Source organism: Winogradskyella sp. 266wxhm, assembly GCF_058964685.1.
The window spans coordinates 2,177,107-2,203,543 of sequence record NZ_CM179559.1; the positions used below are offsets into that span (position 1 = coordinate 2,177,107).

General features: G+C 31.8%; 24 protein-coding genes and 1 tRNA gene. 19 read left to right on the forward strand and 6 right to left on the reverse strand.

Annotated elements, in window-relative coordinates; all coding sequences use genetic code 11:
* The first annotated feature begins 69 nt into the window (after positions 1–69).
* The 6 genes from AC2H4K_RS09605 (at position 70) to AC2H4K_RS09630 (ending at position 8,366) form a co-directional block, all read left to right on the forward strand.
* A complete protein-coding gene (locus tag AC2H4K_RS09605) occupies positions 70–1,365 on the forward strand; it encodes a DUF6252 domain-containing protein (RefSeq protein ID WP_281139113.1) in 1,296 nt (431 codons plus the stop codon).
* Positions 1,366–1,616: 251 nt separating this feature from the next.
* Positions 1,617–6,002, forward strand: a complete 4,386-nt coding sequence (gene dnaE, locus AC2H4K_RS09610; RefSeq protein WP_493742361.1) for a DNA polymerase III subunit alpha — start codon at positions 1,617–1,619, stop codon at positions 6,000–6,002.
* A 117-nt stretch (positions 6,003–6,119) separates the two neighbouring features.
* Complete coding sequence (gene trxA / locus AC2H4K_RS09615; protein WP_281139111.1) at positions 6,120–6,437, forward strand: thioredoxin; 318 nt, start codon at positions 6,120–6,122, stop codon at positions 6,435–6,437.
* A gap of 252 nt (positions 6,438–6,689) precedes the next feature.
* Positions 6,690–7,619, forward strand: coding sequence for a DUF58 domain-containing protein (locus tag AC2H4K_RS09620; RefSeq protein ID WP_281139110.1), 930 nt, complete (start codon positions 6,690–6,692; stop codon positions 7,617–7,619).
* A 76-nt stretch (positions 7,620–7,695) separates the two neighbouring features.
* A tRNA-Asp gene (locus AC2H4K_RS09625) sits at positions 7,696–7,769 on the forward strand.
* Positions 7,770–8,048: 279 nt separating this feature from the next.
* The gene (locus tag AC2H4K_RS09630) at positions 8,049–8,366 is read left to right on the forward strand and encodes a hypothetical protein (protein ID WP_281139090.1); all 318 of its coding nucleotides are present in this window, start codon (positions 8,049–8,051) and stop codon (positions 8,364–8,366) included.
* 20 nt (positions 8,367–8,386) lie between these two features.
* On the opposite strand, the gene AC2H4K_RS09635 is transcribed toward AC2H4K_RS09630, so the two are convergent.
* Positions 8,387–9,364 (reverse strand): ATP-binding protein, encoded by a 978-nt coding sequence (locus tag AC2H4K_RS09635; RefSeq protein ID WP_281139089.1) that lies wholly within the window; start codon positions 9,362–9,364, stop codon positions 8,387–8,389.
* Positions 9,365–9,410: 46 nt separating this feature from the next.
* Positions 9,411–10,436: a histidine kinase dimerization/phospho-acceptor domain-containing protein gene (locus AC2H4K_RS09640; protein WP_281139088.1), complete on the reverse strand. Its 1,026-nt coding sequence runs from the start codon at positions 10,434–10,436 to the stop codon at positions 9,411–9,413.
* A gap of 364 nt (positions 10,437–10,800) precedes the next feature.
* Between AC2H4K_RS09640 and AC2H4K_RS09645 the strand changes: the two genes are divergently transcribed.
* The 3 genes from AC2H4K_RS09645 (at position 10,801) to AC2H4K_RS09655 (ending at position 13,777) form a co-directional block, all read left to right on the forward strand.
* Positions 10,801–10,977, forward strand: a complete 177-nt coding sequence (locus AC2H4K_RS09645; RefSeq protein WP_281139087.1) for a hypothetical protein — start codon at positions 10,801–10,803, stop codon at positions 10,975–10,977.
* A 107-nt stretch (positions 10,978–11,084) separates the two neighbouring features.
* Positions 11,085–13,112: a tetratricopeptide repeat-containing sensor histidine kinase gene (locus tag AC2H4K_RS09650; RefSeq protein WP_281139086.1), complete on the forward strand. Its 2,028-nt coding sequence runs from the start codon at positions 11,085–11,087 to the stop codon at positions 13,110–13,112.
* Complete coding sequence (locus AC2H4K_RS09655; RefSeq protein WP_281139085.1) at positions 13,109–13,777, forward strand: response regulator; 669 nt, start codon at positions 13,109–13,111, stop codon at positions 13,775–13,777. The genes AC2H4K_RS09650 and AC2H4K_RS09655 overlap by 4 nt, the downstream gene beginning before the upstream one ends.
* Positions 13,778–14,026: 249 nt before the next feature.
* Here the strand turns inward: AC2H4K_RS09655 and AC2H4K_RS09660 are convergent, their stop codons facing one another.
* Positions 14,027–14,524, reverse strand: a complete 498-nt coding sequence (locus tag AC2H4K_RS09660) for a DUF456 domain-containing protein (protein ID WP_281139084.1) — start codon at positions 14,522–14,524, stop codon at positions 14,027–14,029.
* A gap of 126 nt (positions 14,525–14,650) precedes the next feature.
* On the opposite strand from AC2H4K_RS09660, the gene AC2H4K_RS09665 reads away from it, so the two are divergent.
* Genes AC2H4K_RS09665 through AC2H4K_RS09680 form a run of 4 tightly spaced genes read left to right on the forward strand, consistent with a single transcriptional unit; the run spans position 14,651 to position 18,730 of the window.
* Positions 14,651–15,010 carry a BlaI/MecI/CopY family transcriptional regulator gene (locus tag AC2H4K_RS09665; protein WP_281139083.1) on the forward strand — a complete coding sequence of 120 codons (360 nt, stop codon included), beginning with the start codon at positions 14,651–14,653 and terminating at the stop codon, positions 15,008–15,010.
* 2 nt (positions 15,011–15,012) lie between these two features.
* Positions 15,013–17,043: a M56 family metallopeptidase gene (locus AC2H4K_RS09670; RefSeq protein ID WP_281139082.1), complete on the forward strand. Its 2,031-nt coding sequence runs from the start codon at positions 15,013–15,015 to the stop codon at positions 17,041–17,043.
* Between the two features lie 8 nt (positions 17,044–17,051).
* Positions 17,052–18,197: a tetratricopeptide repeat protein gene (locus AC2H4K_RS09675; RefSeq protein WP_281139081.1), complete on the forward strand. Its 1,146-nt coding sequence runs from the start codon at positions 17,052–17,054 to the stop codon at positions 18,195–18,197.
* Positions 18,198–18,253: 56 nt separating this feature from the next.
* Complete coding sequence (locus AC2H4K_RS09680; protein WP_281139080.1) at positions 18,254–18,730, forward strand: hypothetical protein; 477 nt, start codon at positions 18,254–18,256, stop codon at positions 18,728–18,730.
* A gap of 4 nt (positions 18,731–18,734) precedes the next feature.
* Here AC2H4K_RS09680 and AC2H4K_RS09685 read toward each other — a convergent pair whose 3' ends face one another.
* From AC2H4K_RS09685 to AC2H4K_RS09695, 3 genes are read right to left on the reverse strand one after another with little or no spacing between them, the layout of a single operon-like run.
* Complete coding sequence (locus tag AC2H4K_RS09685; protein ID WP_281139079.1) at positions 18,735–19,598, reverse strand: hypothetical protein; 864 nt, start codon at positions 19,596–19,598, stop codon at positions 18,735–18,737.
* Positions 19,599–19,645: 47 nt separating this feature from the next.
* The gene (locus AC2H4K_RS09690; protein ID WP_281139078.1) at positions 19,646–20,788 is read right to left on the reverse strand and encodes a glycosyltransferase; all 1,143 of its coding nucleotides are present in this window, start codon (positions 20,786–20,788) and stop codon (positions 19,646–19,648) included.
* On the reverse strand, positions 20,785–21,756 hold the full coding sequence (locus AC2H4K_RS09695) for a hypothetical protein (RefSeq protein ID WP_493742362.1): 972 nt from the start codon (positions 21,754–21,756) through the stop codon (positions 20,785–20,787). Before AC2H4K_RS09695 ends, AC2H4K_RS09690 begins: the two co-directional genes overlap by 4 nt.
* Before the next feature lie 27 nt (positions 21,757–21,783).
* Between AC2H4K_RS09695 and AC2H4K_RS09700 the strand changes: the two genes are divergently transcribed.
* The 6 genes from AC2H4K_RS09700 (at position 21,784) to AC2H4K_RS09725 (ending at position 26,436) form a co-directional block, all read left to right on the forward strand.
* Complete coding sequence (locus AC2H4K_RS09700; protein ID WP_281139076.1) at positions 21,784–22,422, forward strand: cell envelope biogenesis protein OmpA; 639 nt, start codon at positions 21,784–21,786, stop codon at positions 22,420–22,422.
* Between the two features lie 4 nt (positions 22,423–22,426).
* Positions 22,427–22,981 carry a crossover junction endodeoxyribonuclease RuvC gene (gene ruvC / locus AC2H4K_RS09705; RefSeq protein ID WP_281139075.1) on the forward strand — a complete coding sequence of 185 codons (555 nt, stop codon included), beginning with the start codon at positions 22,427–22,429 and terminating at the stop codon, positions 22,979–22,981.
* An 83-nt stretch (positions 22,982–23,064) separates the two neighbouring features.
* Entirely contained in the window at positions 23,065–24,201 is a 1,137-nt protein-coding gene (locus tag AC2H4K_RS09710; protein WP_281139074.1) for a leucine-rich repeat domain-containing protein, read from the forward strand.
* Positions 24,202–25,335 carry a radical SAM family heme chaperone HemW gene (gene hemW, locus AC2H4K_RS09715; protein WP_281139073.1) on the forward strand — a complete coding sequence of 378 codons (1,134 nt, stop codon included), beginning with the start codon at positions 24,202–24,204 and terminating at the stop codon, positions 25,333–25,335. It begins immediately after the preceding gene.
* On the forward strand, positions 25,332–26,081 hold the full coding sequence (locus tag AC2H4K_RS09720) for a cyclase family protein (RefSeq protein ID WP_281139072.1): 750 nt from the start codon (positions 25,332–25,334) through the stop codon (positions 26,079–26,081). Before hemW ends, AC2H4K_RS09720 begins: the two co-directional genes overlap by 4 nt.
* Before the next feature lies 1 nt (position 26,082).
* Positions 26,083–26,436, forward strand: a complete 354-nt coding sequence (locus tag AC2H4K_RS09725) for a DUF4260 domain-containing protein (protein WP_281139071.1) — start codon at positions 26,083–26,085, stop codon at positions 26,434–26,436.
* The last annotated feature ends 1 nt before the right edge of the window (position 26,437 follow it).

Here is a 26,437-nt window from a genome sequence, read left to right on the forward strand (position 1 = left end):
AAATTATTATACTTTTGGGACTCTTGTTTCGTTATATTTGAAACATTGATAAATTTTCCCTGTTATAAGATGAAAAAATTACTACTCTTATCCCTAGTTTTTTTAACACTATTTAGTTGTGGCGACGAAGTACAATTTAATACACCAGCTTTTCAAGGAGACCGCGAATATGAGCTTTGGAGAGCAAATAGCTTTTCTGCAAGTATTGGAGCTGATGGTTATTTAACTATTACTGGAACTAATAATTATGAAACTGTAAACTTAGTAGTGCCATCAGTTATAGAGGCAGATTTTGTTGTTGGAGATGTTGAAGCAACTTATGCTGAATATATTGATGCTTTTGGAACTAGATATTCTACCTCTAATGATCCGGACGAGGATGTTTCCATTTATCCAGAACTTGGTGAAATAACAATAGATGAGATAGATTATGCAAATGCAACTTTTACAGGTACATTTAGATTTTTAGGTTTTGATGCTTCTGGTATGAATTCAATAGGATTCAATAATGGTATTTTTTATAAAGTGCCATTAGCTTTTGGTTCTATACCTACGAACCCAATCGTGTGTGCTGATACAGAATTGGACGCTGAAACTGCCTTGGTAGCGTATCAAGCAACTTATAGTCAGTCTTTAGAGTTTATTGATGATGAAGTTTTTGCTATAGCGTGTAATGCCTACAGGGAAGCTTTGATATTACAGCAAAATTATTGTGGAGATTTGGATGGATCAATACAAGAAGAAATAGATAGCTTAGGAGATTGTCAGATAACATGCGAAATGGCGACGTCTAACAGAGCAGAGGCAGAATCACAATATGTAACTGCTACAATTGGAAATTACATTGAAAAGTGCGCTCAATATCATTTTTATCTACAAGCTCAAATTGAAATTTGTGGAGATGATGATGGTAGTATTCAAGCAGAAATAGATACATTAGATTGTAATGATTCCGATAGTGATGGTATTCCTGATGTGTTTGAGGATTTTAATGGAGATGGAGATTTAACTAATGATGATATTGATGGAGATGGTGTCCCAAATTACTTGGATGATGATGATGATGGAGATGGTGTGCCAACATTAGATGAAGCTGTTGATGAAAATGGAAATCCTATTGATACAGATGGTGATGGTGATGTAGATTATTTAGATAACGATGACGATGGTGATGGGATTTTAACCATCTATGAAATTGGAGAAGGCGATACTGATGGAGATGGTGTTCCAAATTATTTAGATAATGATGATGATGGTGATGGAATACTTACTATAGATGAAAATGCAGATCCAAACGGAGATGGAAATCCTGATGATGCTCTTGATACAGATGGCGATGGAGTGCCAGATTATCTTCAAGCGTAAATCACTAAAAAATATTTACATATTAAAAAGCGTTACTTAATTTTAAGTAATGCTTTTTTTGTTGATATGTGTTTATAACTTCATTTCAGAAAAGTACAAATTCTGTGTAATTTTATATGCTATTTTATTTTGTTGTTGAGAACTGTCAGACTGAGCTTGTCGAAGTCTTGATTTAGCATTTCAACATATAAATAGACCCTGAAAAGAGTTCAGGGTGATAATCTTCGAAAAAGAAATTAAAAGGGGCTTTTATGTACTTAATCTTCGATACAGAAACTACCGGTTTACCAAAGCGATGGGATGCACCAATTACGGATACCGATAACTGGCCAAGAGCTATTCAGATTGCTTGGCAGTTGCATGATGAGATGGGTAATTGTGTAGATCATCAAGATTATCTTATTCAACCTGATGGCTTCAATATCCCTTATGATGCAGAAAAAATTCATGGGATTTCTACCGAACTAGCCCAAGAACAGGGTGTACCGCTTTTAGAGGTTTTAGAAAAGTTTAATGTTGCACTTTCCAAAACAAAGTTTGTTGTTGGGCAAAATGTAGGGTTCGATTTAAATATCATGGGAGCTGAATTTGTAAGAGAAGACATCGCAAATCAACTTCAAGAGTTACCAGTTTTAGATACTTGTACCGAGCATACCGCAGAACTGTGTAAAATACCTGGTGGTAGAGGTGGGAAATTCAAATTACCGACATTAACGGAATTACACGAGTTTTTATTTAATGAGCCTTTTGCTGAAGCCCATAACGCAACAGCCGATGTGGAGGCAACAACACGTTGTTTTTTAGAATTAGTAAGACGACAAGAATATACTAAGGAACAACTCGATGTTCAGCCAGACTACTTTCAGGAATTTTCAAAAGAAAATCCAGCTGAAATTCAACTTATAGGTCTAAAGCATGTTAATCTAAAGCGAGAAAGTGCAAAGATTAACGAAAGACTTCAAAAAGAACAAATCTCTTCGGTTCCGACCAAAACAAATAAAGAAGCTGCAGCAAAACTTTCAGATGCCGATTTTGTGCATTTGCATAACCATTCGCAGTTTTCTATCCTTCAATCTACTATCAGCATTAAGGATTTAGTTGCTGCTGCCGCCAAAGAAGATATGCCTGCAGTTGCTCTTACGGATCATGGTAATATGATGGGAGCTTTTCATTTTGTAAGTGCAGTTTCAGCTCATAATAGAACTGTAAAGGCTCAGCATGATGAAGCTGAAGAAAAGGGAGAAGAGAAAAAAGGGAAAATTATAAAACCAATTGTTGGATGTGAATTCTTTGTTTGTGAAGATCATTTAGACAAAACCCGAAAAGACAATGGTTATCAAATTGTACTTTTAGCAAAGAATAAAAAAGGCTATCATAATTTAGCTAAACTGTCTTCTGCTGCTTTTACTGATGGGTTTTATTATGTTCCTAGAATAGATAAAAAATTAATAGAACAATATAAAGAAGATCTTATTTGTTTAACTGGGAACCTTTATGGAGAAGTTCCGAGCAAGGTTTTAAATGTTGGTGAAAATCAAGCTGAAGAAGCCTTAATATGGTGGAAAGATACGTTTGGTGACGATTTGTATATCGAATTGATGCGCCATAACCAAGAAGATGAAAATAGGGTAAATGAAGTTTTAATTCAGTTTGCGCATAAACACAATGTAAAATTAATTGCTACAAACAACACCTATTATGTTGAGCAAGAAAATGCCAACGCACACGATATTTTACTTTGTGTAAAAGATGGCGAAAAACAAGCTACACCAATAGGTAGAGGTAGAGGTTACCGTTATGGTTTGCCAAATAAGGAATATTACTTTAAGTCTACTGAAGAAATGAAAGCGCTCTTCAGAGACATTCCTGAAGCAATAGTCAATATTCAAGATGTTGTAGATAAAATTGAACCTTTTGAATTAGCTAGGGATGTATTACTTCCAAAATTTGATATTCCAGATGAATTCAAACATCCTGATGACGAAAAAGATGGTGGTAAACGAGGTGAAAATGCATTTTTAAAACACCTTACCTATAAAGGTGCAGAAAAGCGCTATGGTGAAATCACACCAGAAATAAAAGAGCGCTTAGACTTTGAGCTTAGTGTGATTGAAAACACAGGTTATCCAGGTTACTTCTTAATTGTAGAAGATTTCATTCGTGAAGCACGAAAAATGGATGTGTCGGTTGGTCCTGGTCGTGGTTCGGCAGCAGGTTCGGTAGTAGCATACTGTTTATGGATTACCAATATAGACCCAATAAAGTACGATTTACTTTTTGAGCGTTTCTTAAATCCAGATCGTGTGAGTATGCCTGATATCGATATCGATTTTGATGATGAAGGTCGAGGTAGAGTTATGCAATACGTAATTGATAAATATGGCGCTAATCAAGTAGCACAGATTATTACTTACGGCACTATGGCGGCCAAATCTTCAATTAGAGATACGGCTAGGGTATTGGATTTGCCTTTAAATGAAGCTGATCATATTGCCAAGTTAATTCCAAATATGTCTAAGCTTGGAAAAATATTCGGGCTTAGCGAAAAAGAATTAGGTAGTAAGTTTAGAGCGGAAGAATTAGAGAAAGTTAATCAACTTCTCAATATATCAGATGGGCAAGATCTACAGGCTGAAACGGTTAATCAGGCTAGGGTTTTAGAAGGTTCGGTTCGTAATACGGGAATTCATGCTTGTGGAGTAATCATTACACCAGGTGATATTACTAACTATGTGCCAGTTTCCGTGGCTAAGGATTCAGATTTATATGTTACTCAGTTTGATAACTCGGTTGTAGAAAGTGCTGGTCTTCTAAAAATGGATTTCCTTGGATTAAAAACATTAACGTTAATCAAGGATACGGTAAAAATTGTAAAAGCAAAGCATGGTATTGAACTCGACCCTGAAAACTTCCCATTAGATGATGAAGAAACCTATGCACTTTTCCAACGTGGAGAAACAGTAGGGATTTTTCAATATGAATCTCCTGGAATGCAAAAGCATATGAAACATCTTAAGCCAACGGTTTTTGATGATTTAATTGCCATGAACGCATTATATCGTCCAGGTCCTATGGAATATATTCCAAGTTTCATTAGTCGTAAACATGGAGATGAAGAAATAGTTTACGATTTACCTGAAACTGAAGAATATTTAGCAGAAACTTATGGCATTACGGTTTACCAAGAGCAAGTAATGTTATTATCTCAGAAATTGGCAGATTTCACTAAAGGTGAAGCCGATGTCTTGAGAAAAGCTATGGGTAAAAAACAGAAAGCGGTTCTAGATAAAATGAAGCCTAAATTCATTGAGCAAGCTGCTGCAAAAGGTATGGATAAGGCAAAACTTGAAAAAATCTGGAAAGATTGGGAAGCTTTTGCGAGTTACGCCTTCAATAAATCGCATTCCACTTGTTATGCATGGATTGCTTATCAAACGGCTTATTTAAAAGCACATTATCCTGCAGAATATATGGCTGCTGTGCTTTCTAATAACATGAACGATATTAAGTCCGTAACCTTTTTTATGGAAGAGTGTAAGCGTATGCGACTTCCTGTTTTAGGACCTAGTGTCAACGAAAGTTATTACAAGTTTTCTGTAAACCAAGACAATGCTGTTCGTTTTGGAATGGGAGCAATAAAAGGTGTTGGCCATGGTGCAGTGAAAACCATTGTAGAAGGTAGAAGAGAAGGTGGTAATTACAAATCTATTTTCGATTTAGCTAAGCGAATAGATTTAAGAGCGGCCAATAAAAAAGCATTTGAAGGTTTAGCAAATGCTGGAGGTTTTGATTGTTTTGAAGGCACCCATCGCGCACAATATTTTGCAGATGATGGTGATGGTATTACCTTTTTAGAAAAAGCAGTGAAATATGGAGCTAAGCATCAAGAAAATGAAAATTCAGCTCAGGTGAGTTTGTTTGGTGAAGCTAGCGATGTGCAAATTGCCGAGCCTCAAGTGCCACCTTGTGAAGATTGGGGAACAATGGAGAAATTATCACGTGAAAAAGAAGTGGTTGGAATTTATATTTCTGGTCATCCGCTTGATGATTTCAAAATAGAGATGAAAACCTTTTGTAATGGCACTATTTCAGCTTTTAAAGATTTAAATGCTGTTGTAAACAGAGAAATTACTTTTGGAGGTGTAGTAACCGATGTACAGCATCGTGTAAGCAAACAAGGAAAAGGTTGGGCTTTATTTACCATAGAAGATTATTCAGATAGTTTTGAATTCAGAATTTTTGGTGAAGACTATTTAAAATTTAGACACTTTTTTGTGGTCAATTCCTTTGTTTATGTTAGAGCATTTGTAAGAGAAGGTTGGGTGAATAGAGATACAGGTAAAAAAGGGGAACCAAGAATTCAGTTTAATAACTTCCAATTGTTGCACGACGTTATGGAAACCTATGCAAAGAAACTTTCTATACAATTAGATATCAATGATTTTGATGAGCAGAAAGTTATAGAGCTTCAGGAATTATTAAGGATTCATCCAGGCACAAATAACTTAAACTTTATAGTTTACGACACTAAGGAAAAAATAAAAGTAACTATGCCTAGTAGAGTTCAAAAAGTAAAAATTTCTCAGGAGCTATTACATGGTTTAACTAGTTATGATGTGCGCTATAAGCTAAACTAATATAAATCAAAACAATAAAGTTATAGTCAAATCAAATATAACCAGTGTAAGGTTTGGTAAATTTTTTGACTAATTTTGTGTATTAAAAAGAAGTAAAACTAATTTAAGATAAATATTATGGCATTAGAAATAACAGATGCAAATTTTGAAGAAACTGTATTAAAGAGTGATAAGCCTGTAATGGTAGATTTTTGGGCTGCATGGTGTGGACCTTGCCGTATGGTAGGACCAATCATTGACGAGATCAGTACAGAGTACGAAGGTAAAGCAGTAGTTGGTAAGGTAGATGTAGATGCAAATCAAGAATTTGCTGCAAAATATGGAGTTAGAAACATCCCAACAGTATTGGTTTTTCAAAATGGAGAAGTAGTAGGTCGTCAAGTAGGTGTAGCACCAAAAAACGCTTACGCAGATGCAATTGATGCATTATTGTAAAAAAAATCTTCTAAAAGAAATAATAAAAGGTTTGTCTATACGGCAAACCTTTTTTAGTTTAGATTCTATTAGTTTTTTTTGCGTTACACGCTTTCAGCCTGTCGCGCTTTCCACTATATCTTTATTGTTTTTTTAAAAACAATAAAGGATGCCGTTGCAATCGCTAACGCACCAGCCAATAGTCGTTTCAAAAACTAAAATTTATACAAACCAGTAGTAGTTTCTTCCTTTTTGGAAGGTCAGGATAGGCTTATGGACTTACAATTAGAACTTAATAAAACAGGTGGATTTAAAAACCTAGAGCTTTTAGCAAAACAAGTTGTTGAAGGTTTTATTGCTGGGATGCATAAAAGTCCTTTTCACGGTTTTTCGGCAGAATTTGCTGAGCATAAAATTTATAATCAAGGTGAAAGTACCAAACATATAGATTGGAAGTTGTTTGCAAAAACAGATCGTTTGTATACCAAACGTTATGATGAAGAAACAAATCTAAGATGTCATCTCATTGTAGACAATAGTACCTCAATGCACTATCCTAAATCTGCGGGTACAACAATAGATAATCTTAACAAAGTAGCGTTTTCAGCATTAGCTTCAGCCTCTCTAATGCATATTCTAAAAAAGCAACGTGATGCTGTAGGTTTAAGTATTTATAGTGATAATTATGATTTTTATGCACCAGAAAAAGGAAGTGAGAGACATCATCAAATGTTGTTGAGTAAATTAAATGAAGCAGTAGTTTCTAAACCAGAAACTAAGACCACAGAAACTTATAAATATTTGCATCAGATTGCTGAAAAAATTCATAGACGTTCATTAATTTTTGTTTTTACCGATATGTTTCAAACTGCAGAAGATGATGAAAAATTATTTGAAGCGTTAAGACATTTAAAGCATAATAAACATGAAGTGGTATTATTTCATGTTTTTGATAAAGAAAAAGAGCTAACCTTTAATTTTGACAATAGGCCTAAGCGTTTTATAGATATTGAAACAGGTGATTTCATTAATTTATATCCAGATAATATAAAAGATAACTATGAAAAATCTGTAAATGAGTATTTTAAAAACTTGAAGTTAAAATGTGGGCAATACAAAATTAAGTATGTTGAGGCAGATATCAAGGCTGGTTTTAATAGTATATTGACGACTTACATGCTAGAGCGACAAAAATTTGTTTAGATATTTAGCTATTTTTTTTGATTTTTGTTTGTGGAATTAAAAATGCAGTGTATATTTGCCCTCGCAATTACGCAACGGTCTGGTAGTTCAGTTGGTTAGAATGTCGCCCTGTCACGGCGAAGGTCGCGGGTTCGAGTCCCGTCCAGACCGCAAAAATTGCTAAAGCTTCAAGAAATTGAGGCTTTTTTTTGCGATTAAAAGATGTTGTGTTGTGCTCATCCTTAAAAGAGGATGAGACGTAGTAGAAACCTAAGTATTTAGGGATTTACCAATGAAAGGCTTTCCTTTTTTCTTTATAGAAAATAGGGATGCTTTTTGTTTTGTGATGTTTGTAAAGTTTTGAAAATCTAAAAGATACGTAACTTTACGTATATTATTCTATTGTTTGTTGTTGTACTTTTAAAATGTTATTAATTAAAAAAAATTACAATGCCAAATGTTATAGCTGTAGGAAATGTAAAGTCTGATGGGACTATTTATAACGCCACGCCTGGTATATCGATTAGTACTATGGGTGTTTATTCGGAAAATATGTATAAGGTTGAACTTCCATGTGGTTTAGTTCTTCATGATGATTATATTATTCAATTGACTCAAGAACTGGTTGATGATGGAGATCAAGATCATTATTTTACTTCAATAGGTTATTTGTTTAGAACAAAAAAAGGTTTTCAAGTTGGTATAATAAAAGGTGATAATGGACAATTTATAAAAGGATCTTGGAGTTTTACTATTCTTGATTTGTAGGATAGCTTTAGGGTATTGTTTTATCTTTTAAAGTGATAGTATAAAAGCTGTTGTAAGTGGCTTTTCTTAAATGGTTTGGTAAGGTAATTGTCCATTCCTGTACTAACAGATTGATTAATGGCGTCTGTTGTTACATTGGCTGAGATACCAAAAATTATAACATCTTTATTATTTTTTCTTATTTCTCTTGTAGCTTCCCAGCCATCCATTTCAGGCATGTGAATATCCATAAAAATAAGGTGATAGTCATTTTTCCTTGACATATCTAAAGCTACTTTGCCATTATGGGCAACATCTGCTAAGATGCCTAAATCACTCAAGAATTTCTTTAGAACAATAATGTTTACTTTATTGTCATCAACAATGAGGGTATTTAGTTTTGAGTAGTCTATTATATTATCATTATCACTAGGTTTTATGGATGTTTGATTTTGTGCAAGAGGAAAAACTACATGGAATTGAAATTCTGAACCAGAGTTAAGTTTGCTATCCACAGAAATATCACCATCCATTAAATTGATAAAAATTTTACTTATGGCAAGCCCTAATCCGCTACCTTCATATTGTTTTTTTATACTGTTTTCGATTTGAGTAAAACGTTCAAAGATTGAATCTAGTTTGTCTTTTGGGATACCAATACCGGTATCTTTAATGCTTATAGTAACTTTGAGACTATTGTTTTCTTCTAACGACTCAGAGTAGGTTACGGTTACTCCACCCGAATCTGTAAATTTCAATGCGTTTTTTAAAATGTTATTTGTGACTTGGAGAAATTTACTCTCGTCACCTACAACATTTAAGTTTTTTGTGTTTTTAAAATTAGAATTAAGAAAAAGACCTTTTTGTGAAAAAATATGTTGGTTAACATTAATTAGCTCTTTTATTTTTAATGAAGGATTAAAGATGTCTTTAGATAATTCAATTTTTCCAGATTCAATCTTTTCAAAATCAAGAATGTCGTTAACAATAGTGAGTAGGTTATTGGATGACATCTCCATTAAATGAAGGTATTCTAAGTTAGTCTTGTTGAGCTTGCTAGTTTTTTTAAAGTTCAATAAATCCTACTATGGCATGAAGTGGAGTTCTAATCTCATGACTCATATTGGATAAGAAATCGGTTTTGGCTTGAGATGCTTTTTCGGCTCGTACTCTTTCAGAATTTAAAGTTTCGTTCGCTTTTTTTAAAGCTAAGTTGGTAAGTCTAGCTAACCTTGTGCTTTTTTTAGCTCTTAGGTAAAAGTAGGTTAATAAAGAAGTGAATAATGAAAGAATAATGCCGATAATCAGTGCAATGTTATTAACCCTTCTACTTTTAGCTAAAATCAATTTATTTGATGGAAAAACTTTTATAATCCACTCACGGTTACCGACATCGGTTAAAGTCAATTTGTTTTTATATTCAATATTCCTGGAGCTTTTTAATTTTATGTCAGTATTAGTTTTGAAAAATAAGCTTCCTTTGTTATCATATAATTCAACTGAATATTGATCTTCAAGATAATCTACAAGGTGATTAAAACTGTCTTCAAAGTTCATTCCTGCTGTAATGGTTCCCTGAAAATTATGATTGTAGTAAACAGGAACATCCACTAAAAATGAGCGACCACTTTGTGTGAGCTTTAGCCAAGAGGTCATATTTATTTTATTTAGCTTGGTATTAGTAATCCAATCGTCGCGTCGGTAGTCTAATTTTGAAATATCTAGATTTAAAGCGGCTTCATTACCTTTTTTAGGGACGATTTTTTTAATAATCATTGAGCTGTCAATCCACTCAATAAACTTAAATGATGAATTTTGGTCTATGATTAAATAAGCGTCATTTTCCCATCTAGAAAAATAATCTCCATTTGATTTTTCAAGTCTATCTCTAAGGTTTTTAAGTCTGTCAATATCAGACTTTATAATGTTTTTGAATTCTTTAGATAATAGTCTTCCTGTATCTGTTAATTGTTGCTCAATTACAGAGTAATGTTCCTTAACAGATGAGAGGTACAAAATGTATACTACTGTAGTTAGTACAATGAATGTAGATAGTGGTACAATTAACTCTAAATATCTTCTTTTAATCATAAAATTAACTATATATAAAAATAAGAATTTTTGCTTGAATACATGAATTTTATAAACAAGATATTAACAGTGTTTTTGCGTTTTGACGACAAATATAGTTATTTAATCGATATTTTCTTTGCTTGCAGTAAAATATGTTATATGTTTGTAGTCCTTTTTAAGCCCCTCAAATTCTCTTATTAAGGAATTTTTTAATCCATTTTTCTAAAAATTACTAGACTTTCGTCTAGAAGATTCCCTTGTTTTTATTTTAGTACGTTTTAGGTTTTACCTAAATAGTTAATTATCCATTCCCTTCCCTCAAATTCAACACTTTGTGTTGTGCTGAACATGTAACTATATATTAAATCCTAAATTAATACTTATGAAAACCCTAAAAATTACTTTAAGCTTAATCGCTGTTTTATTACTTACTGTTTCTGGAGTTCAATCTGAAGATACGCTTGTAGTTTCAGATGAAAATGAAATAAAGCAACCTACAAAAATAGATTTGTTAGCCCATGAGGGAAAGAAAGAAATTAAACTACCAGGACAAGGTTAGAATTAAAAAAATAAAAATAAAAATCAAGGCTCATATCTATAGATATGAGCCTTGATTTTTTAATAAAATTTATTCTAAATTTGATAGATCTTTTAAATACACTCTTCTTGAAGAATTTATTGTTTGTTTTTTTTGTTTTTCTTTTCGCTAATCTGAATGGGCAATCTATTAAAGGATTATATGATTCTGTAAGCTATTATAGAGATTTGTTTTCTAACAAATCTTTATCTTCTGATAGAAGACTCGATTATGCCAAGAGAGCTAACGATTTAGCAATAAAAATTAAAGATGACTCTATCTCTCTTGCAACTAGTAGGGATCTTGCTTATTCGTATTTGATTAATGGTGATTTTGAAACTTTTAAAAATGTTAGTTTAGTTAATCTAGAACTGGCGAACAAATTAGAAGATTCATCTGCGATTGCGTTTACGAATAAAAACTTAGGATGGTATTATTATCAAATAGAAGATGACAATATAAGTGCTTATCCTCATTTTTTAAAAGCATTACAGTATTTTGATGATTTAAAAATTATAAAAGAAAAAGCTGAGATCCTTTATAGTATTGCTGTTATTCAAGATAATGAAAAAGATTATTTAGGGAGTGAACAAAATGCAGTAGAAGCGTTGAGGATCTTCAATAGAATTTATGAAAATGAAAATACTCTTGATAAATATTTGGTATTAAATCTTTTAGGTAGTGTGTCAAATCAATTAGAGAATTTTGACAAATCAATTGAATATCATAAAGAAGCATTAAAAATATCAAAGGAATTAAAAGATGATTATAGTCGCTATTTAGGGTCTATGAATAATTTAGCCTTACCTTATAGAGGAAAAGGAGATTATTCTACAGCCCTAAAAATATATGACGAATTACTAAATGAGCCAAGGTTAAAAAAGAACGATATAGTCTTATATTCTTTAATTGTTGATAACAATGCATTTACAAAGTTTCTTCAAGGTAATTATGATTTTGAAAGTTTAGAAAAAGATTTTAAGAAAGCTTTAAATATATCAGATAGTATTCAGGACCCTTATATTAAGTTAGCCTCAAGCATAGACCTTGCAAAATTTTATAAGGAAAATAATAAAATTGATTCTTCATTAAAATATGCAAAGACAAGTTATAAAATATCAAAGGAAATACCTATTAATGATTTGTATCTAGAGTCTATGCTTCTTCTAGCCGATTTGACATCAGGTGAAGAAAGTAATACGTATTTAGAAGAGCATATAAAACTTAGTGATAGTCTTCTCAAAAAAGAACGCAATGTTAGAAATAAATTTGCGAGAATAGAATTTGAAACCGATCAGCTTGAAGCTGAGAACGAGCAAATATCTAAAGAGAATCTTTATCTGCTGATTTTATCCATAGGATTGCTTTTAACGGCTATTCTCGTTTATATTGTTATATCTCAAAGAGCTAAAAATAGAAAGCTTAAACTAATACAGGTTCAGCAAAAAGCCAATGAAGATATTTATAATCTTATGCTAGGTCAGCAAGATAAAGTAGATGAGGCAAGAGCAAAAGAAAAGATAAGAGTTTCTAAAGAACTGCATGATGGTGTACTAGGTCGTCTTTTTGGTACTAGACTTAGTTTAGATAGTATCAATTTTAAGGACGGTAAAGAAGCTATGATGACAAGAGCTAACTATATAAGCCAATTAAAAACTATTGAAGACGATATTCGTAAAATATCACATGAGCTTAATACAGATTTTGTTTCGGGTTCTGGGTTTATGGATATTGTTACAGAACTTGTAGAAAATCAAGCCCAAGCTTATAGTTTAGAACAAGAATTCAATTATTGCGACGATATAAATTGGGATGTTGTACCAAATAAAACTAAAATCAACATTTATAGGATTATACAAGAATCCATGCAAAATATCTATAAACATGCCAATGCTAAATCTATTAAAATTAGTATATCATTAGAAAATGATGTAATTTGCTTGGATATCATTGATGACGGAGAAGGATTTGATGCCTCAAAAAATAAAAAAGGTATAGGTCTCAAAAATATGACCTCTCGAGCAGAGGATATTAACGGAAATATCACCTTTAATTCTCAATCAGGAAATGGTACAATTGTTAATGTTAAGATTCCCTACACAAACCAATCAACATGAAACATATTAACATTTTAATGGTAGACGACCACCCAATAATCATAGAAGGCTACCAAAATGTTTTAATGGCAACAAAAGAAGACGACCAAACCCTACTTATAGATACGGCAAATAACTGCGACACAGCTGCAATAATGATAAACAGAGCTTCAAAAAATACGCACTATGATGTATGTTTTTTTGATATAAGCTTGCCTGCATCTGAAGACGGAAGGTATACTTCTGGTGAGGATTTGGCTTTATTGGCCAAAAAAACAATGCCAAACGCAAAGATTATTATTTTAACGATGTTTAATGAGTCTTTCAGAATTCATAACATTATTAAAGAAATAGATCCAGATGGCTTTTTGATTAAAAGCGATTTGACGTCTATGGAATTAGCAGATGCTTTTCAGCATATACTGAAATCACCTCCATATTATAGTAGTACGGTGAATAATTATGTAAAGAAGACATTTACAAGTGAAATCTACGTCGATGACATCAATAGAAAAATACTCCATTTATTATCTCAAGGGATAAAAACTAAAAGTCTTAATGAGTATATTCCGTTGTCTACAAGCGCGTTAGAAAAAAGAAAAAAACAGCTTAAATTATTGTTTTCTGTTTCGGACGGAAAGGACGAAACTTTACTTCAAGAAGCTAGAGAAAAGGGGTATTTATAAAATATTATGTTAAATCTTACATTTTTGTAGTGGTAAAAATGAGCTTGAAACCTTTGCTATTGCTAAGAATTACGGTTTTTCCACATCAATTTTGCGGTTTTACCGCAACAGATTCTTAATTCAGAAATATATATTTACCACAGTCAACAAGAATTAATTAATCCCTTTTTTAAGTAATTGTTGAGTTAATAGCAAGAAAACGAAACCTAGTTATGGAGATAACTAGGTTTTGTATTTTATAGGTTTTTGTTAATACCAATGACCATTATAGTTTGATAATTTTACAACAAAAAAGCCAAAGTAAATTACAGCTACAATAAATTTTAAAAATGTTGAAGCTATAAATCCTAAAAACGAACCAAAGGCTGCTTTTAATGCCTTATTCATATCATTTCGGTGGATCATCTCTCCAATCAAAGCACCAAAAAAAGGCCCAACAATAATCCCAAAAGGTATTGGTGTTAATAATCCTACAATAAGTCCGAGGGTAGTTCCAATCATTCCTGCTCTACTACCTCCAAATCGTTTAGTGCCAATTGCTGGAATTATGTAATCTAGTATGTAAATAAAAATAGCGAATAGAAGTGTACCAATTAAAAATGTTTGACTAAGTTCTATACCATCTGCAAAATGTAAAATCAATAATCCAACCCAACTCGTCAGAGGTCCTGGTAAAATTGGTAAAAAACTACCAACAATACCTAATATCATAAAGGCTAAGGAGAGTATAACTAAAAAAATATCCATTCGTAAAATTTAATTCACCTATAAGACGTCATACTAGATTTAAAGTTACATTTTCAACTAAAAAATTAGTTTAAACTAATTTTTTAGTTATATTTACAGTGTTCGTAATTTTAATTTTTTTGAAACATGAAACAGTTAACCAAGGCAGAGGAAGAGATAATGCAAGCTTTATGGGAATTAAAAAGAGCCAATGTTAAAGCGATAATTAATATGCTTCCTGAGCCGAAACCCGCTTATAATACTGTGTCTACAATTGTTAGGATTTTAGAAAGTAAAGGGTTTGTAGATTATGAGAAGAAAGGTAAAGGACATGTTTATTTTCCTGTAGTTGCAAAGGAATCCTACAGTAATCAATCTATTAATAAGTTGGTTGATAATTATTTTCAAGGTTCTTTTAAGAGTATGGTCTCTTTCTTCGTTCAGAAAAATGATGTTGATGTTAAAGACATTGAAAACCTACTAGAGGAAATCAATAAAAACAAATAGTTATGCTTTACACAATTTTACAAATAATAGCATTTCAAGCTCTGTTTTTATTGGTTTATGATTTGTTTTTAAAACGAGAAACTTTTTTTAACTGCAACAGGATTTATTTGTTAATTACAGCGTTATTGTCTTTTACTTTACCGTTTCTAAAGTTTCCTGAATTAAAGAAAATAACCAGTGAAGATGTTGTGATTCATTTACCAGAAGTCTTCATCGGTACAAAAACTCCATCAGTTAACGACGTTAAAATCGCCGAGTATACAGGAATAGCTTTAGAACAGCCACAAACACCAATTTGGTCATACGTATTTTGGATTGGTGTAGGCTTAGCAACTTTGTTGTTTGTTTTTAAAATCTCAAAATTATATTGGTTAAAACATAAAAACCCAAAACGATGGAATGGCAATGTGCTTATCGTTAGGCTAATAAAAAGCTCTGCTGCTTTTTCATTTTTTAATACTGTCTTTCTTGGTGAAAAAATCCCAGAAAATGAAAGGCAAACTATTTATGAGCACGAGTTAGTGCATATAAAACAACTACATACTTTGGATTTAATGGTTTTTGAACTTATGCGAATTGTATTTTGGTTCAATCCATTAATTTATATCTATCAAAGTAGAGTAAAGGAATTGCATGAATACATTGCAGATGCTAAAGCTGTAAAACAACATGGTAAAGCTAATTATTACCAAAGTTTGCTTAATCAAATATTCGATGTCAATAATGTGTCGTTTACTAATACATTTTTTAAAAAATCATTAATCAAAAAACGAATAGCGATGTTACAGAAATCAAAATCAAAACAGGTGAATCTCTTTAAGTATGCCTTTTTAATTCCATTGGTATTTGGGATGTTAATTTATTCTTCAATAGAAGTGAGTGCACAGCAAAAGATTGTGTTAACTAGTGATGTGGAAGAACAAGAATTGACGGATGAAGAATTAATAGCATATTATTATGAGCAAATATCAAAGCTTTTAAGTGATGATAAACTGTCAATATTTGATAAGGAAATCTCAAGCAAATATGATTACACGCAAGAGAAGTACATTCCAACTAAAGACGAATATCTAAAATATGTTGCTTTTAGAAGACAAATGGGTGAGCATTTCAAAAGGATGTCTGAAAATCATGGTAATACCACTGAAAGACAAAAAAAAATGTTTAATGAAATGATTTCGTTCAATCAATCTTATGATGAATATTTAGCTTACTTAAAAAGTGATGAAGCAAAAAAATACAGAGATAATGCAGATTATAACAGAACATTACGTGTGATTTCAAAAGATATAGATAATCTAACTGAAGCAGAGCACACAGATGCCTACGAAAAAACTAAAGATGTTTTAAAGGGAAGTTTGTACCGAAAACTGATAATTAGTGATGACAATGAATCTGAAGAAATAACAAAAAATAATTACAATGCATTAGTGCGGTTTTTTTCAGTGGAAGAAATAAAGATTTTATTGTCTAAAGTTGAGGTCGTTGAAATTGAGGAAGTCGATAAAAATATAGAAGTTCCTTTTTCAGTCATTGAAGAAGTTCCAACAACAAAAAAATGTAAAGATCTATTAAGTAGTGCTGAAAGAAAAGAGTGTATGACAAGTTTTGTAAACAAGCATGTTAATACTAATTTCAACCTTAATGTTACAGAAGGTATGGCACCTGGTAAGAAAAGAATCTTTGTACAGTTTAAAATTGATACAATAGGTTATGTTAAAGATGTTAAAGCTAGAGGACCAAGTAAAATTTTAGAAGAAGAAGCTATAAGAGTTGTAAATACTTTGCCTCAATTTGTTCCAGGAAAACAAAAGGGTAAGGTGGTCACAGTGCCTTATTCGTTACCTATTGTTTTTCAGGTGGCTGATAAAAGTTCAATTTCTTTAGAAGAGCGATTGAAAGAGTTAATTACACAAAGAGATAGGGTTTTGCAAAATTCTAGCGAAAAAAATCCAGTAGTTATACAGTTAAATGAACAGATAAACTCTTTAAAGAAAGAAATGCAGAAGAATGAAAACCCTAACGAGAATTAGTATAGTCTATGAAGTTTAGTACCTGTGTTTTTTCAGTATTATTTTGTTTTTTAAGTTTTCATGCCCAAAATAGTCATATAGATCAGGCAGACGATTTATATTCTAGTGGAAATTATACCAAAGCTATTGAGGCTTATAAAAATTTAGAAAATAAAGACCAGATTTATGATAAAATAGCAAAAGCTTATATGGCTTTAGGTAATTATGGTGAAGCTTTAAAATTTTATAAAAAAAGTACTGAAGCAAATCCAGAGAGTAAGCTTATACAGTATGAGTTAGCTAAACTACTTTCTAAAGTAAAAAAATACAATGAAGCTAAAGATTTATTTAATGCATTGATTTTAAAGGATAGTCTCAACCCAAATTATCATTATGAATTAGGCATAGTTTTAGAAAAGGAGAAAAATCCCGTTGCTCTAGAAAAATTTAAAACAACATTTAATTTAGATCCAACACATCAAAAAGCCATATTTAAAATAGCTAAACACTATATTTTTAAGCGCAAATTTGAGTTGGCTCATCAAATAATAGATATTGGTTTAGATAGTTATTCTGAAAATATAGAATTAATAAGTCTCAAAGCGCAAGCTTACTATTATCAAGAATATTATACGCATTCTGTAGTCTGGTTTAAAAAACTAATAGACTTAGGGGAGGAGTCAGAATTCATTCATGAAAAATTGAGTATTAGTTATGCTGAAAATTATGAGTATGAAAACGCTATTTATCATAGAAAGCAGGTTTTAAGATTTAACCCTAATGATGCCAATACACTTTTTGTTATAGGTTCTTATTATGAAAAGTTAAGTGATTTTGATAAAGCTGCAGAATACATGGAGAAATCACTCTCGTTACAAGACCAGCCTCTGGATAATGAGTATGCTATGTTAGCCAGAGTTTATAATAGTCAAAAAAAATATAAATTGGCTATCGAAGCGTTTCAGAAAGCACTGAAAGAAAATCCATCAAATTTAGCAACTGAATTCTTTCTTATTAGAACAAAAGAAGAGTATTATGCAGACCTTGATACTAAAATAAATCTGTACGAAAACTATATAAAAAAATATAAAGACGTTGGTACCCCTTATGCGGATTTTGCTAAAGTGAGGCTCAAAGATCTCAAAGAAGAAAAATTCCTAAAAACAGAAGAGTAAAAGGTCGCTCATGTTTTAAATAAAATATTGTACTTTTCGGTATCATAACACAATAAATGAATCGAATCGTTTTCCTTTTTGTTTTTCTATTGGTCATTTCCTGTGACTATTTTGAAAAGAAAAAAGTCTATCCTGAAGATTTGCTTGAGGAAGAACTTCGAACATTTAATTGGAACGAAGTAGATACTTATCCAACCTTTTCAAGTTGTGATTCTGTAACAGGAAAAGAACAAAGCAAGCAATGCTTTCAAAATACTATAACAAACAGTGTTAATTCTTTTTTAGAAGGACAGAATATTATAGTTTCAGAAGATGTAAATGATACTATTAGGCTGAAAATTATTATAAATAATAAAGGGGGTTTACAGTTAGAATCTATAGAAAGAAATCCTGAAACAGTGGAGCAAATTCCTGAAATAGATAGTTTGCTTAGACAAAGTTTAAAAAGTGTTCCTGAAATTTATCCAGCGATAAAACGTGGGCAACAAGTTACTACAGCTTTTGAATTACCCGTAATTGTTAAGATAAACTAGTTGGCTATAAATTGAACTTGTAACCAAGCATTATGTCTGATGAGAAATCACCTTGATTATTCAAAAATACAGCAAATAATTCCCCGTAAATAATAGAGATATAACTGTTGTTTCCAACTTTAATATCTGAGCCAATCCCAAAAATTAATGGAGCTTCAAAAGAAGTGTTTTTATTATTAACTTCTCTGTCGTTTTCGTTCGTGTAAGTTAAACTTGAAAAATTAAGCGTAGCCAATTTAACTTGTCCAAAAATAGAAAACGCAGACTTATTGATTATGCGGTAGCGATAACCAAGAGCAAGTTCATTGGTGCTGTAATTAAAATCATCAGCATCAAAAGTATGTCTAGCTTGCAGAAAACCAGAATGTCTAGGTAATGCACTACCTTCAAAAATTTCGAGCTCTCCAGCTATCAAGGGAACGATAGTATTATCAGGATTTTTAATAAAAGGATGATTGGTAAAACCACCAAAAATGCCTAATCTAAAACCTAATTTAGGATCAGCAACAGTTGAAACATACGACTGGTTTTGAGAGCTATTATAGTCACTGATATAACGTTTCAAACCGTATAATGTAAACCTTAAATTTTCTGTAGATTTTCCATCGGTAAGATTGCTCAGTGTGGTTTTGTATTCAGCTAGGTAATTACCTTTAGAAGCCTCTGTGTTTTTTAATTCTGTTATAGTACCATCTTCGGTTCTAACAAAATAGCGATAAGTTTTATTGTCTACAGTCCAAAGTAAATCTAAAGTTCCTTCTATTTCTGTGGTTAAAGTGAGCTCTTCGTTTTCTATTGAATACTGTTCTTGACTATAATTTGCTTGAAAGACTAAGCAAAGAAGAATGAATACTAAAGTTTTTTTCATTTTACAGGGCTTTTTAAGTAAAACTATGAAAAATAGCTGATTTTACATTATTTCTTCGATATTCTACCTTTCCAACGGTATGATTTAAAGAATGATAATATGGCTATAGCTACATTAAAAAAAGGATAAACTATACTAGAAAATAGGTATGAAAACAAAAGGTGTTCTTGTTTAAAAAATCGTATAGTTTTAAAAAGCAACAGAAAATCAATACTGAATTTTATAACAAATAAAGCCATAGCAGTTTTTAAAGCCATATAGTCCATAAAGTCAGCAGGAATAAAGATTAAGCAAGTGTAGTTGCTCAACAATACAATTAGCCCAACTGCTTTAGCAAAAGTGTTATTGTATTTACTGGTTTTTGAAGCCCATCTTAAACGTTGATGAATTAAATCAGCAATCGTCTTAACAGGAAGTGTTTTTACTATGGCATTTTCACATTTAAGATAGTTTACTTTTTTAGCATCATATGTTACCATTTTTTCCAAAATGAAAATATCATCACCACTTGAAATATTAGTGTTACCCTTAAAACCTTCAACAGTATTAAAAACAGATTTCTTATAGGCCAAGTTGGCTCCGTTACCCATAAAAGGTTTGTTGATACCAAAACCGCCTATAGTTGCCCCTTGTAAGCTCAGAAAGTCTAAAGTTTGAAATCGGTTGAAGTATGAATTTCTATTTAAATATGTTACTGGTGCAACAATACAATTAGGGTTATTGGTTTGAATAAATTCATCAAAACTATCTAACCAATATTTGGGCAAAACACAATCGGTATCTGTAGTAAGAATCCACTCATATTGTGCGGTTTTTATAGCAGCCGTTATAGCGTCTTTTTTTGGTGAGTTCGATGTTCTCTTATTCTGAATAACTTTTATATTAACATGATTGTTGGGGAAAGTTTTCTTTTTAATGAAATTTTTTATGACCTCAACCGAATTATCTTCAGAATCATCATCTACTAAAATCACTTCAAATAAAGATCTCGGATAATTCAATTCTAAAATAGAATGTAATAATTGTGATAAATTTTCGGCTTCATTTCTAAAAGGTATAACTATCGAAAACTTTGTTTTTGAGGGTAAGTCTTTTAGTTTGAAATCTTCAACTTTATCAAAACCATAAGTTAACGTTCCTATCAATATTAGGTAGCTAATTATAATTGTTATAGCGATTATTGTAATCATGAAGTTTCTGGTTGAGGTAGTTTAAAATTAAGCACAAAATAGCTACCAAATAGACTTGGTAGAACAAAATTTAGGAGCCACATTATGGTTGATACAGATAATACAATAAGCTCATTGACTTCGGCATAACTGAATAAAAATACAGCAACACTTCCTTTTATAACAACATCAAAAATTGAGATTGAAGGGACAACTGATGCTAGTAAATACATGCTTGTAATTATAATCATTGCTTCAATGTAGCTCATGCTGGCTCCAAATAAGGTAAGCAAATAGCAAAACTGAAAAGAGAAAATGAGATATCGAAGTACAGAAAAACTAAGGTTTAAAAGATGAATCTTTGAAGGTGTGTTTTTAATAAACTTCGTGATTTTGTATAGCGAATAACCTTTTATATTAAAGCGTTTATGCTTCATTATGAATATGGTTAAAATAACCAATATCAAAAGAATAATACCGAGTTTCAACGCTATGTCATAACCAACTTCAATTTTATAAATTTTCACAAAATAAATAAGTCCAACAATTCCAAAAACAGATGTGGTAGCCATTTGAGCCATGTTGCCAAGAAGATTCATCAGTACTATACGTTTTCTAAAAGGTTTGGTATAATACATTGCTTTTGCTCCATAATCGCCTAATCGGTTTGGGGTAATAAATGACGCAGTTAAGCCACCAAGAGATTGTTCTAATGCCGATTTAAAAGAGATTTTCTTAATAGGAATCACTAAGTATTGCCATTTCAAAATTTCAAAAAACCAATTAAAACTGGTTAAAATGAGTAAAAAAATGATGTTTTTGACTGAAAAAGAGTCGTTTTCTTTTAAAAATGTTATAAAATCATTGAAATGAAGATTTTCATTTTTAATTAATTTGTAATAAATAAAATAAAATGCGCCAACAACTATACTTAACTTAATAAGTACAAAGAAGAATTGTTTAGTTTTGTAAGACATAGCGTAACGCATAGTACAAATAAAACCAAAAACTCAGAGATGCAGCAAAATTTAAAACAATACCTTTTTCTTTTAATGGTTGTGGTTATGGTTAACCTTGGTAATGCCCAATTTAAAGCTACAAGTAAATGGAAAGCACTTTTTGCTGTTGGTCTCAATAGCCCTTCTTCAAGTGGTTTTGTAGAAAATGCAGCAGCGCAAACTGTAAATTTTCCTACTGTGAATTTAGGTATTCAGCACATGTTTAAGAGTCTTTATGGAGTAAAGTTAGATTATGGTTTTAACCGATTTAAAAATGAAAGTGATTCTCCTGAATTTAAAGTAAACTATTCGCGTATTAATGCTCAGTTTGTTTTTGATCCTACTGCGTATATAAATTTCTTGCCGACTAGAATGAGTACTGTTTTACATGCTGGTCCTGGAATTAGTTTTGTAAAACCATTGGGTAATTTAGGAGATAACAAACAAACCTATATGAATCTTTTGGGTGGTTTAGAGTTGCATTATGCCATTAATGATAAAGTGGCAATTTATACTGATTTGGCTTATATCTATGGTTTAACTTCCTTGGATGATTACAATCCTGAGATAAGCGGACTTGGAGCTTTTAATGGTAGTGTGATTAACCTAACGTTTGGTATTGCTGTGTCACTTAGTGGTTGCCAATTTTGTGATTGATAGAATGAGTAAAGAAAAAATTATATTAGGTATTGATCCTGGAACAACAATTATGGGTTTTGGGTTAATAAAAGTCGTGGGCAAACAGATGCAGTTTATGCAATTAAATGAGTTGCATCTCAAAAAATACGACGATCACTACCTAAAACTGAAACTCATTTTTGAGCGTACAATAGAACTTATTGATACCTATCACCCTGATGAAATTGCCATTGAGGCACCATTCTTTGGAAAGAACGTTCAAAGTATGCTTAAGTTAGGAAGAGCTCAGGGAGTTGCAATGGCAGCAGGTTTATCTCGTGAAGTTCCTATAACCGAATATTCCCCAAAAAAAATAAAAATGGCCATTACAGGCAATGGTAATGCTAGTAAGGAGCAAGTCGCTAAGATGTTACAAAGTACATTGAAATTAAAAGAATTGCCAAAAAATCTCGATTCTACAGATGGTTTAGCGGCAGCGGTTTGTCATTTTTATAACCAAGGTCGAGTAGAAGTTGGTAAAAGTTATACAGGCTGGGCTGCTTTTGTGAAACAAAATGAGGATAGGGTAAAAAAATAGTTTAATAGTTATTTTCATTCCGTACTTAATGCGGAATCTATTTTATCATGCGGAATCTATTTTATGTGTTTATTTTTTTAGTTATGATTGGGTGTAAAGACAATCATAAAAACACTATACATCCTATTGAAGAAAATAAAGTTTTAAATGAAAAAATTAATACAGACGAATGTGAAGGTGTTGATTTAAAACTAGAAGCCACTTATCATAGGTCTGAATTAATGGAATTGTTTGCTAGAGAAGATTTTTTAAACCCAATTAACAAATTGCCTTTAGAAGAAAAAATAGATTCTTTGTTGAAGAATAAGGATGAAGTTTTTCATTTAAAATTAAATAATGAAGGTCTAAAAGAATTACCAAAAGAGATATTTCAGTTTAAAAACTTAGTTCTTCTTGATATTTCAGGTAATGACTTTACTGACAAAGAGAAATTAATAGAAGATTTAAGTAAATTACCTAATCTAAAAGTTTTGAAATTTATATGGTCTAAGCTTACCAAGCTTCCAGAAAATATAGAACTATTATCAAATTTAGAGGTGTTGTCATTAGCGAGTAATAATATTAAGCTTATAGATGAAGATTTAGGGAAATTGACTAAGTTGAAATTATTAAGTTTAAGTAATAATAGAACTCTAAAGGAATTACCAGAATCAATTAAAAATTTAAAATGTCTTCAGCTCTTAGACGTTTCAGGAACCGGTTTAAAAAGGTTAAGAGAAGAAATATCTGAAAATACTGAATTGGTAATTATCAACGCTAATGCTTCTAAATTGGAAACCTTACCTAAAAACATAGGAAACTTAAAAAAATTGGTTACTCTTAATGTAGCGTCCAATAGACTAAGAGAATTGCCAGAATCGATAGGTGAATTACAAAACTTACAAGACTTAAGCTTAGCTTCTAATGATTTAGAGAGTCTACCTGATGGGATTTCAAGACTAAAAAAAGTACAATTTATCTCCTTAGAGTTTAATAGGTTTAAGATATTCCCAAAGGAAGTTCTCGGTTTAGATAGTTGCTATAATTTATGGATGCACAATAACTCTTTTCCATCCATACCAGAAGAGGTTGGAAAGATGAAATCATTAACTCATCTGTTGGTAGATCACGAAATTATAACTGATGACAATATAGAAGCCATTAAAGCTATAAATCCAGAATTAAGAGTAATCAGAGAAGATACACGTAAGTACGTTAAAGGTTCAAAACGTAAAAACTAAATGGCAGGCATCTACATCCATATTCCATTTTGCAAGCAAGCTTGTCATTATTGCGATTTTCATTTTTCTACATCTTTAAAAAAGAAAGATGATTTGGTTAAAGCTTTGGTTAAGGAAATTGAATTGCGCAAAGCCGAATTCAATAACACCAAAGTTCAAACTATTTATTTTGGTGGTGGCACTCCGTCATTATTGACGAATGAAGAGTTACAGCTATTGATAGACTCAGTTTATAAAAATTATGAGGTTATTGAACATCCTGAAATTACGCTAGAAGCCAATCCAGATGATTTGTCAAAAGACCGAATAGTTGAGTTATCCCAAAGTCCTATAAATCGGTTGTCTATTGGTGTGCAATCTTTTTTTGAAGCCGATTTAAAGCTTATGAATCGCGCTCATAATGCCGAAGAAGCAAAAGCTTGTATTGAAGAAGCAATAAAGTATTTTGATAACATTACGTTAGATTTAATTTATGGTATTCCAGGAGCATCAAATCAGCAATGGATTGAAAATATAGAATTAGCTCTGGGTTATGGTGTACCTCATGTTTCTAGTTATGCACTAACGGTTGAACCAAAAACAGCTTTAGCATCGTTCATTAAAAAAGGTGTTATTGACGATGTTGATGATGAGCAAGCCCATGAGCAGTTTCATATTTTAAAAGACAAATTAGAAGCTTCAGGTTTTGTTCATTATGAGCTGTCTAACTTTGGTAAAGAAGGTTTCTTTAGTAAAAATAATTCCGCCTATTGGCAAGGAAAATCATATATAGGTATAGGACCTTCAGCGCATTCTTTTAACGGTAAACAACGTGGTTGGAATGTCAGTAATAATTCAAAATATATTAAGTCTATTCAACAAGACCAATTACCAATAGAAAAAGAAACATTGTCATTGACAGATCGTTACAATGAGTACGTTATGACAGGTTTAAGAACCATTTGGGGAGTGTCTCTAGATAAGGTGGAAAGCGATTTTGGTTTGAGCTACAAAGAATACCTAAAAGAGCAGTCTAAAACTTTTATAAATCAACATTTATTGTATATTGATGATGAGCATATACGTGTCACTAAAAAAGGTCAGTTTTTAAGTGATGGTATAGCATCAGAACTTTTTAAAATAAACTTACATTGATAGCAACCATACAATACAATTCAAGAAAATTAAAAATAGATTTAACAAAGCCGTTAGATATTTCAGTGCCTTTAAGAGGTGATGAAACTAATGTTAATGCTTGGTATATAGAGCCACCAAAAATTGAACCTCAAGTTATGGATGGCGAGCCAATTAGTGTAGCTGATGGTGCTGTAGTCAATTTTAATACTATTACCTTCAACCCTCATGCACATGGCACACATACGGAAACTGTAGGTCATATTACGGAAAAAGTATATTCTATAAATAAGTACTTAAAACAGTTTTTCTTCCTAGCTGAGGTAGTCACAGTAGCACCTGAGAAATTGGATGAAGATTATGTCATTTCAAAAAAGCAATTAAAATTTGCACTTGGGAATAAAAAGCGTGAGGCTATAGTTATTAGAACATTGCCTAATATGAGTGAGAAAAAATCTAAGCAATACTCTAATACTAATCCGACTTATCTTTTAGAGGATGCAGCCAATTATTTGAAAGCTAAAGGTGTAAAGCACTTATTAATAGATTTGCCGAGTGTAGATAAAGAGAAAGATGGTGGAGAGCTTTTGTCTCATAATGCCTTTTGGAATACCAAAGGAAAATTACGTTTAGATGCTACGATTACCGAGTTCATTTATGTACCAAATAAGGTGAAAGATGGAAAGTATATGCTGAATCTTCAGATTGCATCTTTTGAAAACGATGCTTCGCCTAGTAAGCCTATATTGTATAAAATTATAGAATAACATGAAAACAACATTAAAGCTCGAGGAACTAGGAATGTTTATTTTGGGTATTTTCCTATTTAATCAGTTAAGCTATGCTTGGTGGTGGTTTTTGGCATTAATACTTCTTCCTGACATTGGGATGTTAGGTTATTTAGTAAGTACAAAAATAGGAGCTTTAACCTATAATATTTTTCATCATAAAGGTTTGGCAATAGCAACTTATTTCGTTGGCATATATTTTGAAATAGAACTTTTGCAGCTTGTGGGTGTTGTATTATTCTCACATGCATCATTAGATAGAATTTTTGGCTACGGATTAAAGTATAAAGACAATTTTAAAAGTACACATCTCGGCCAGATAGGAAATAACTAAT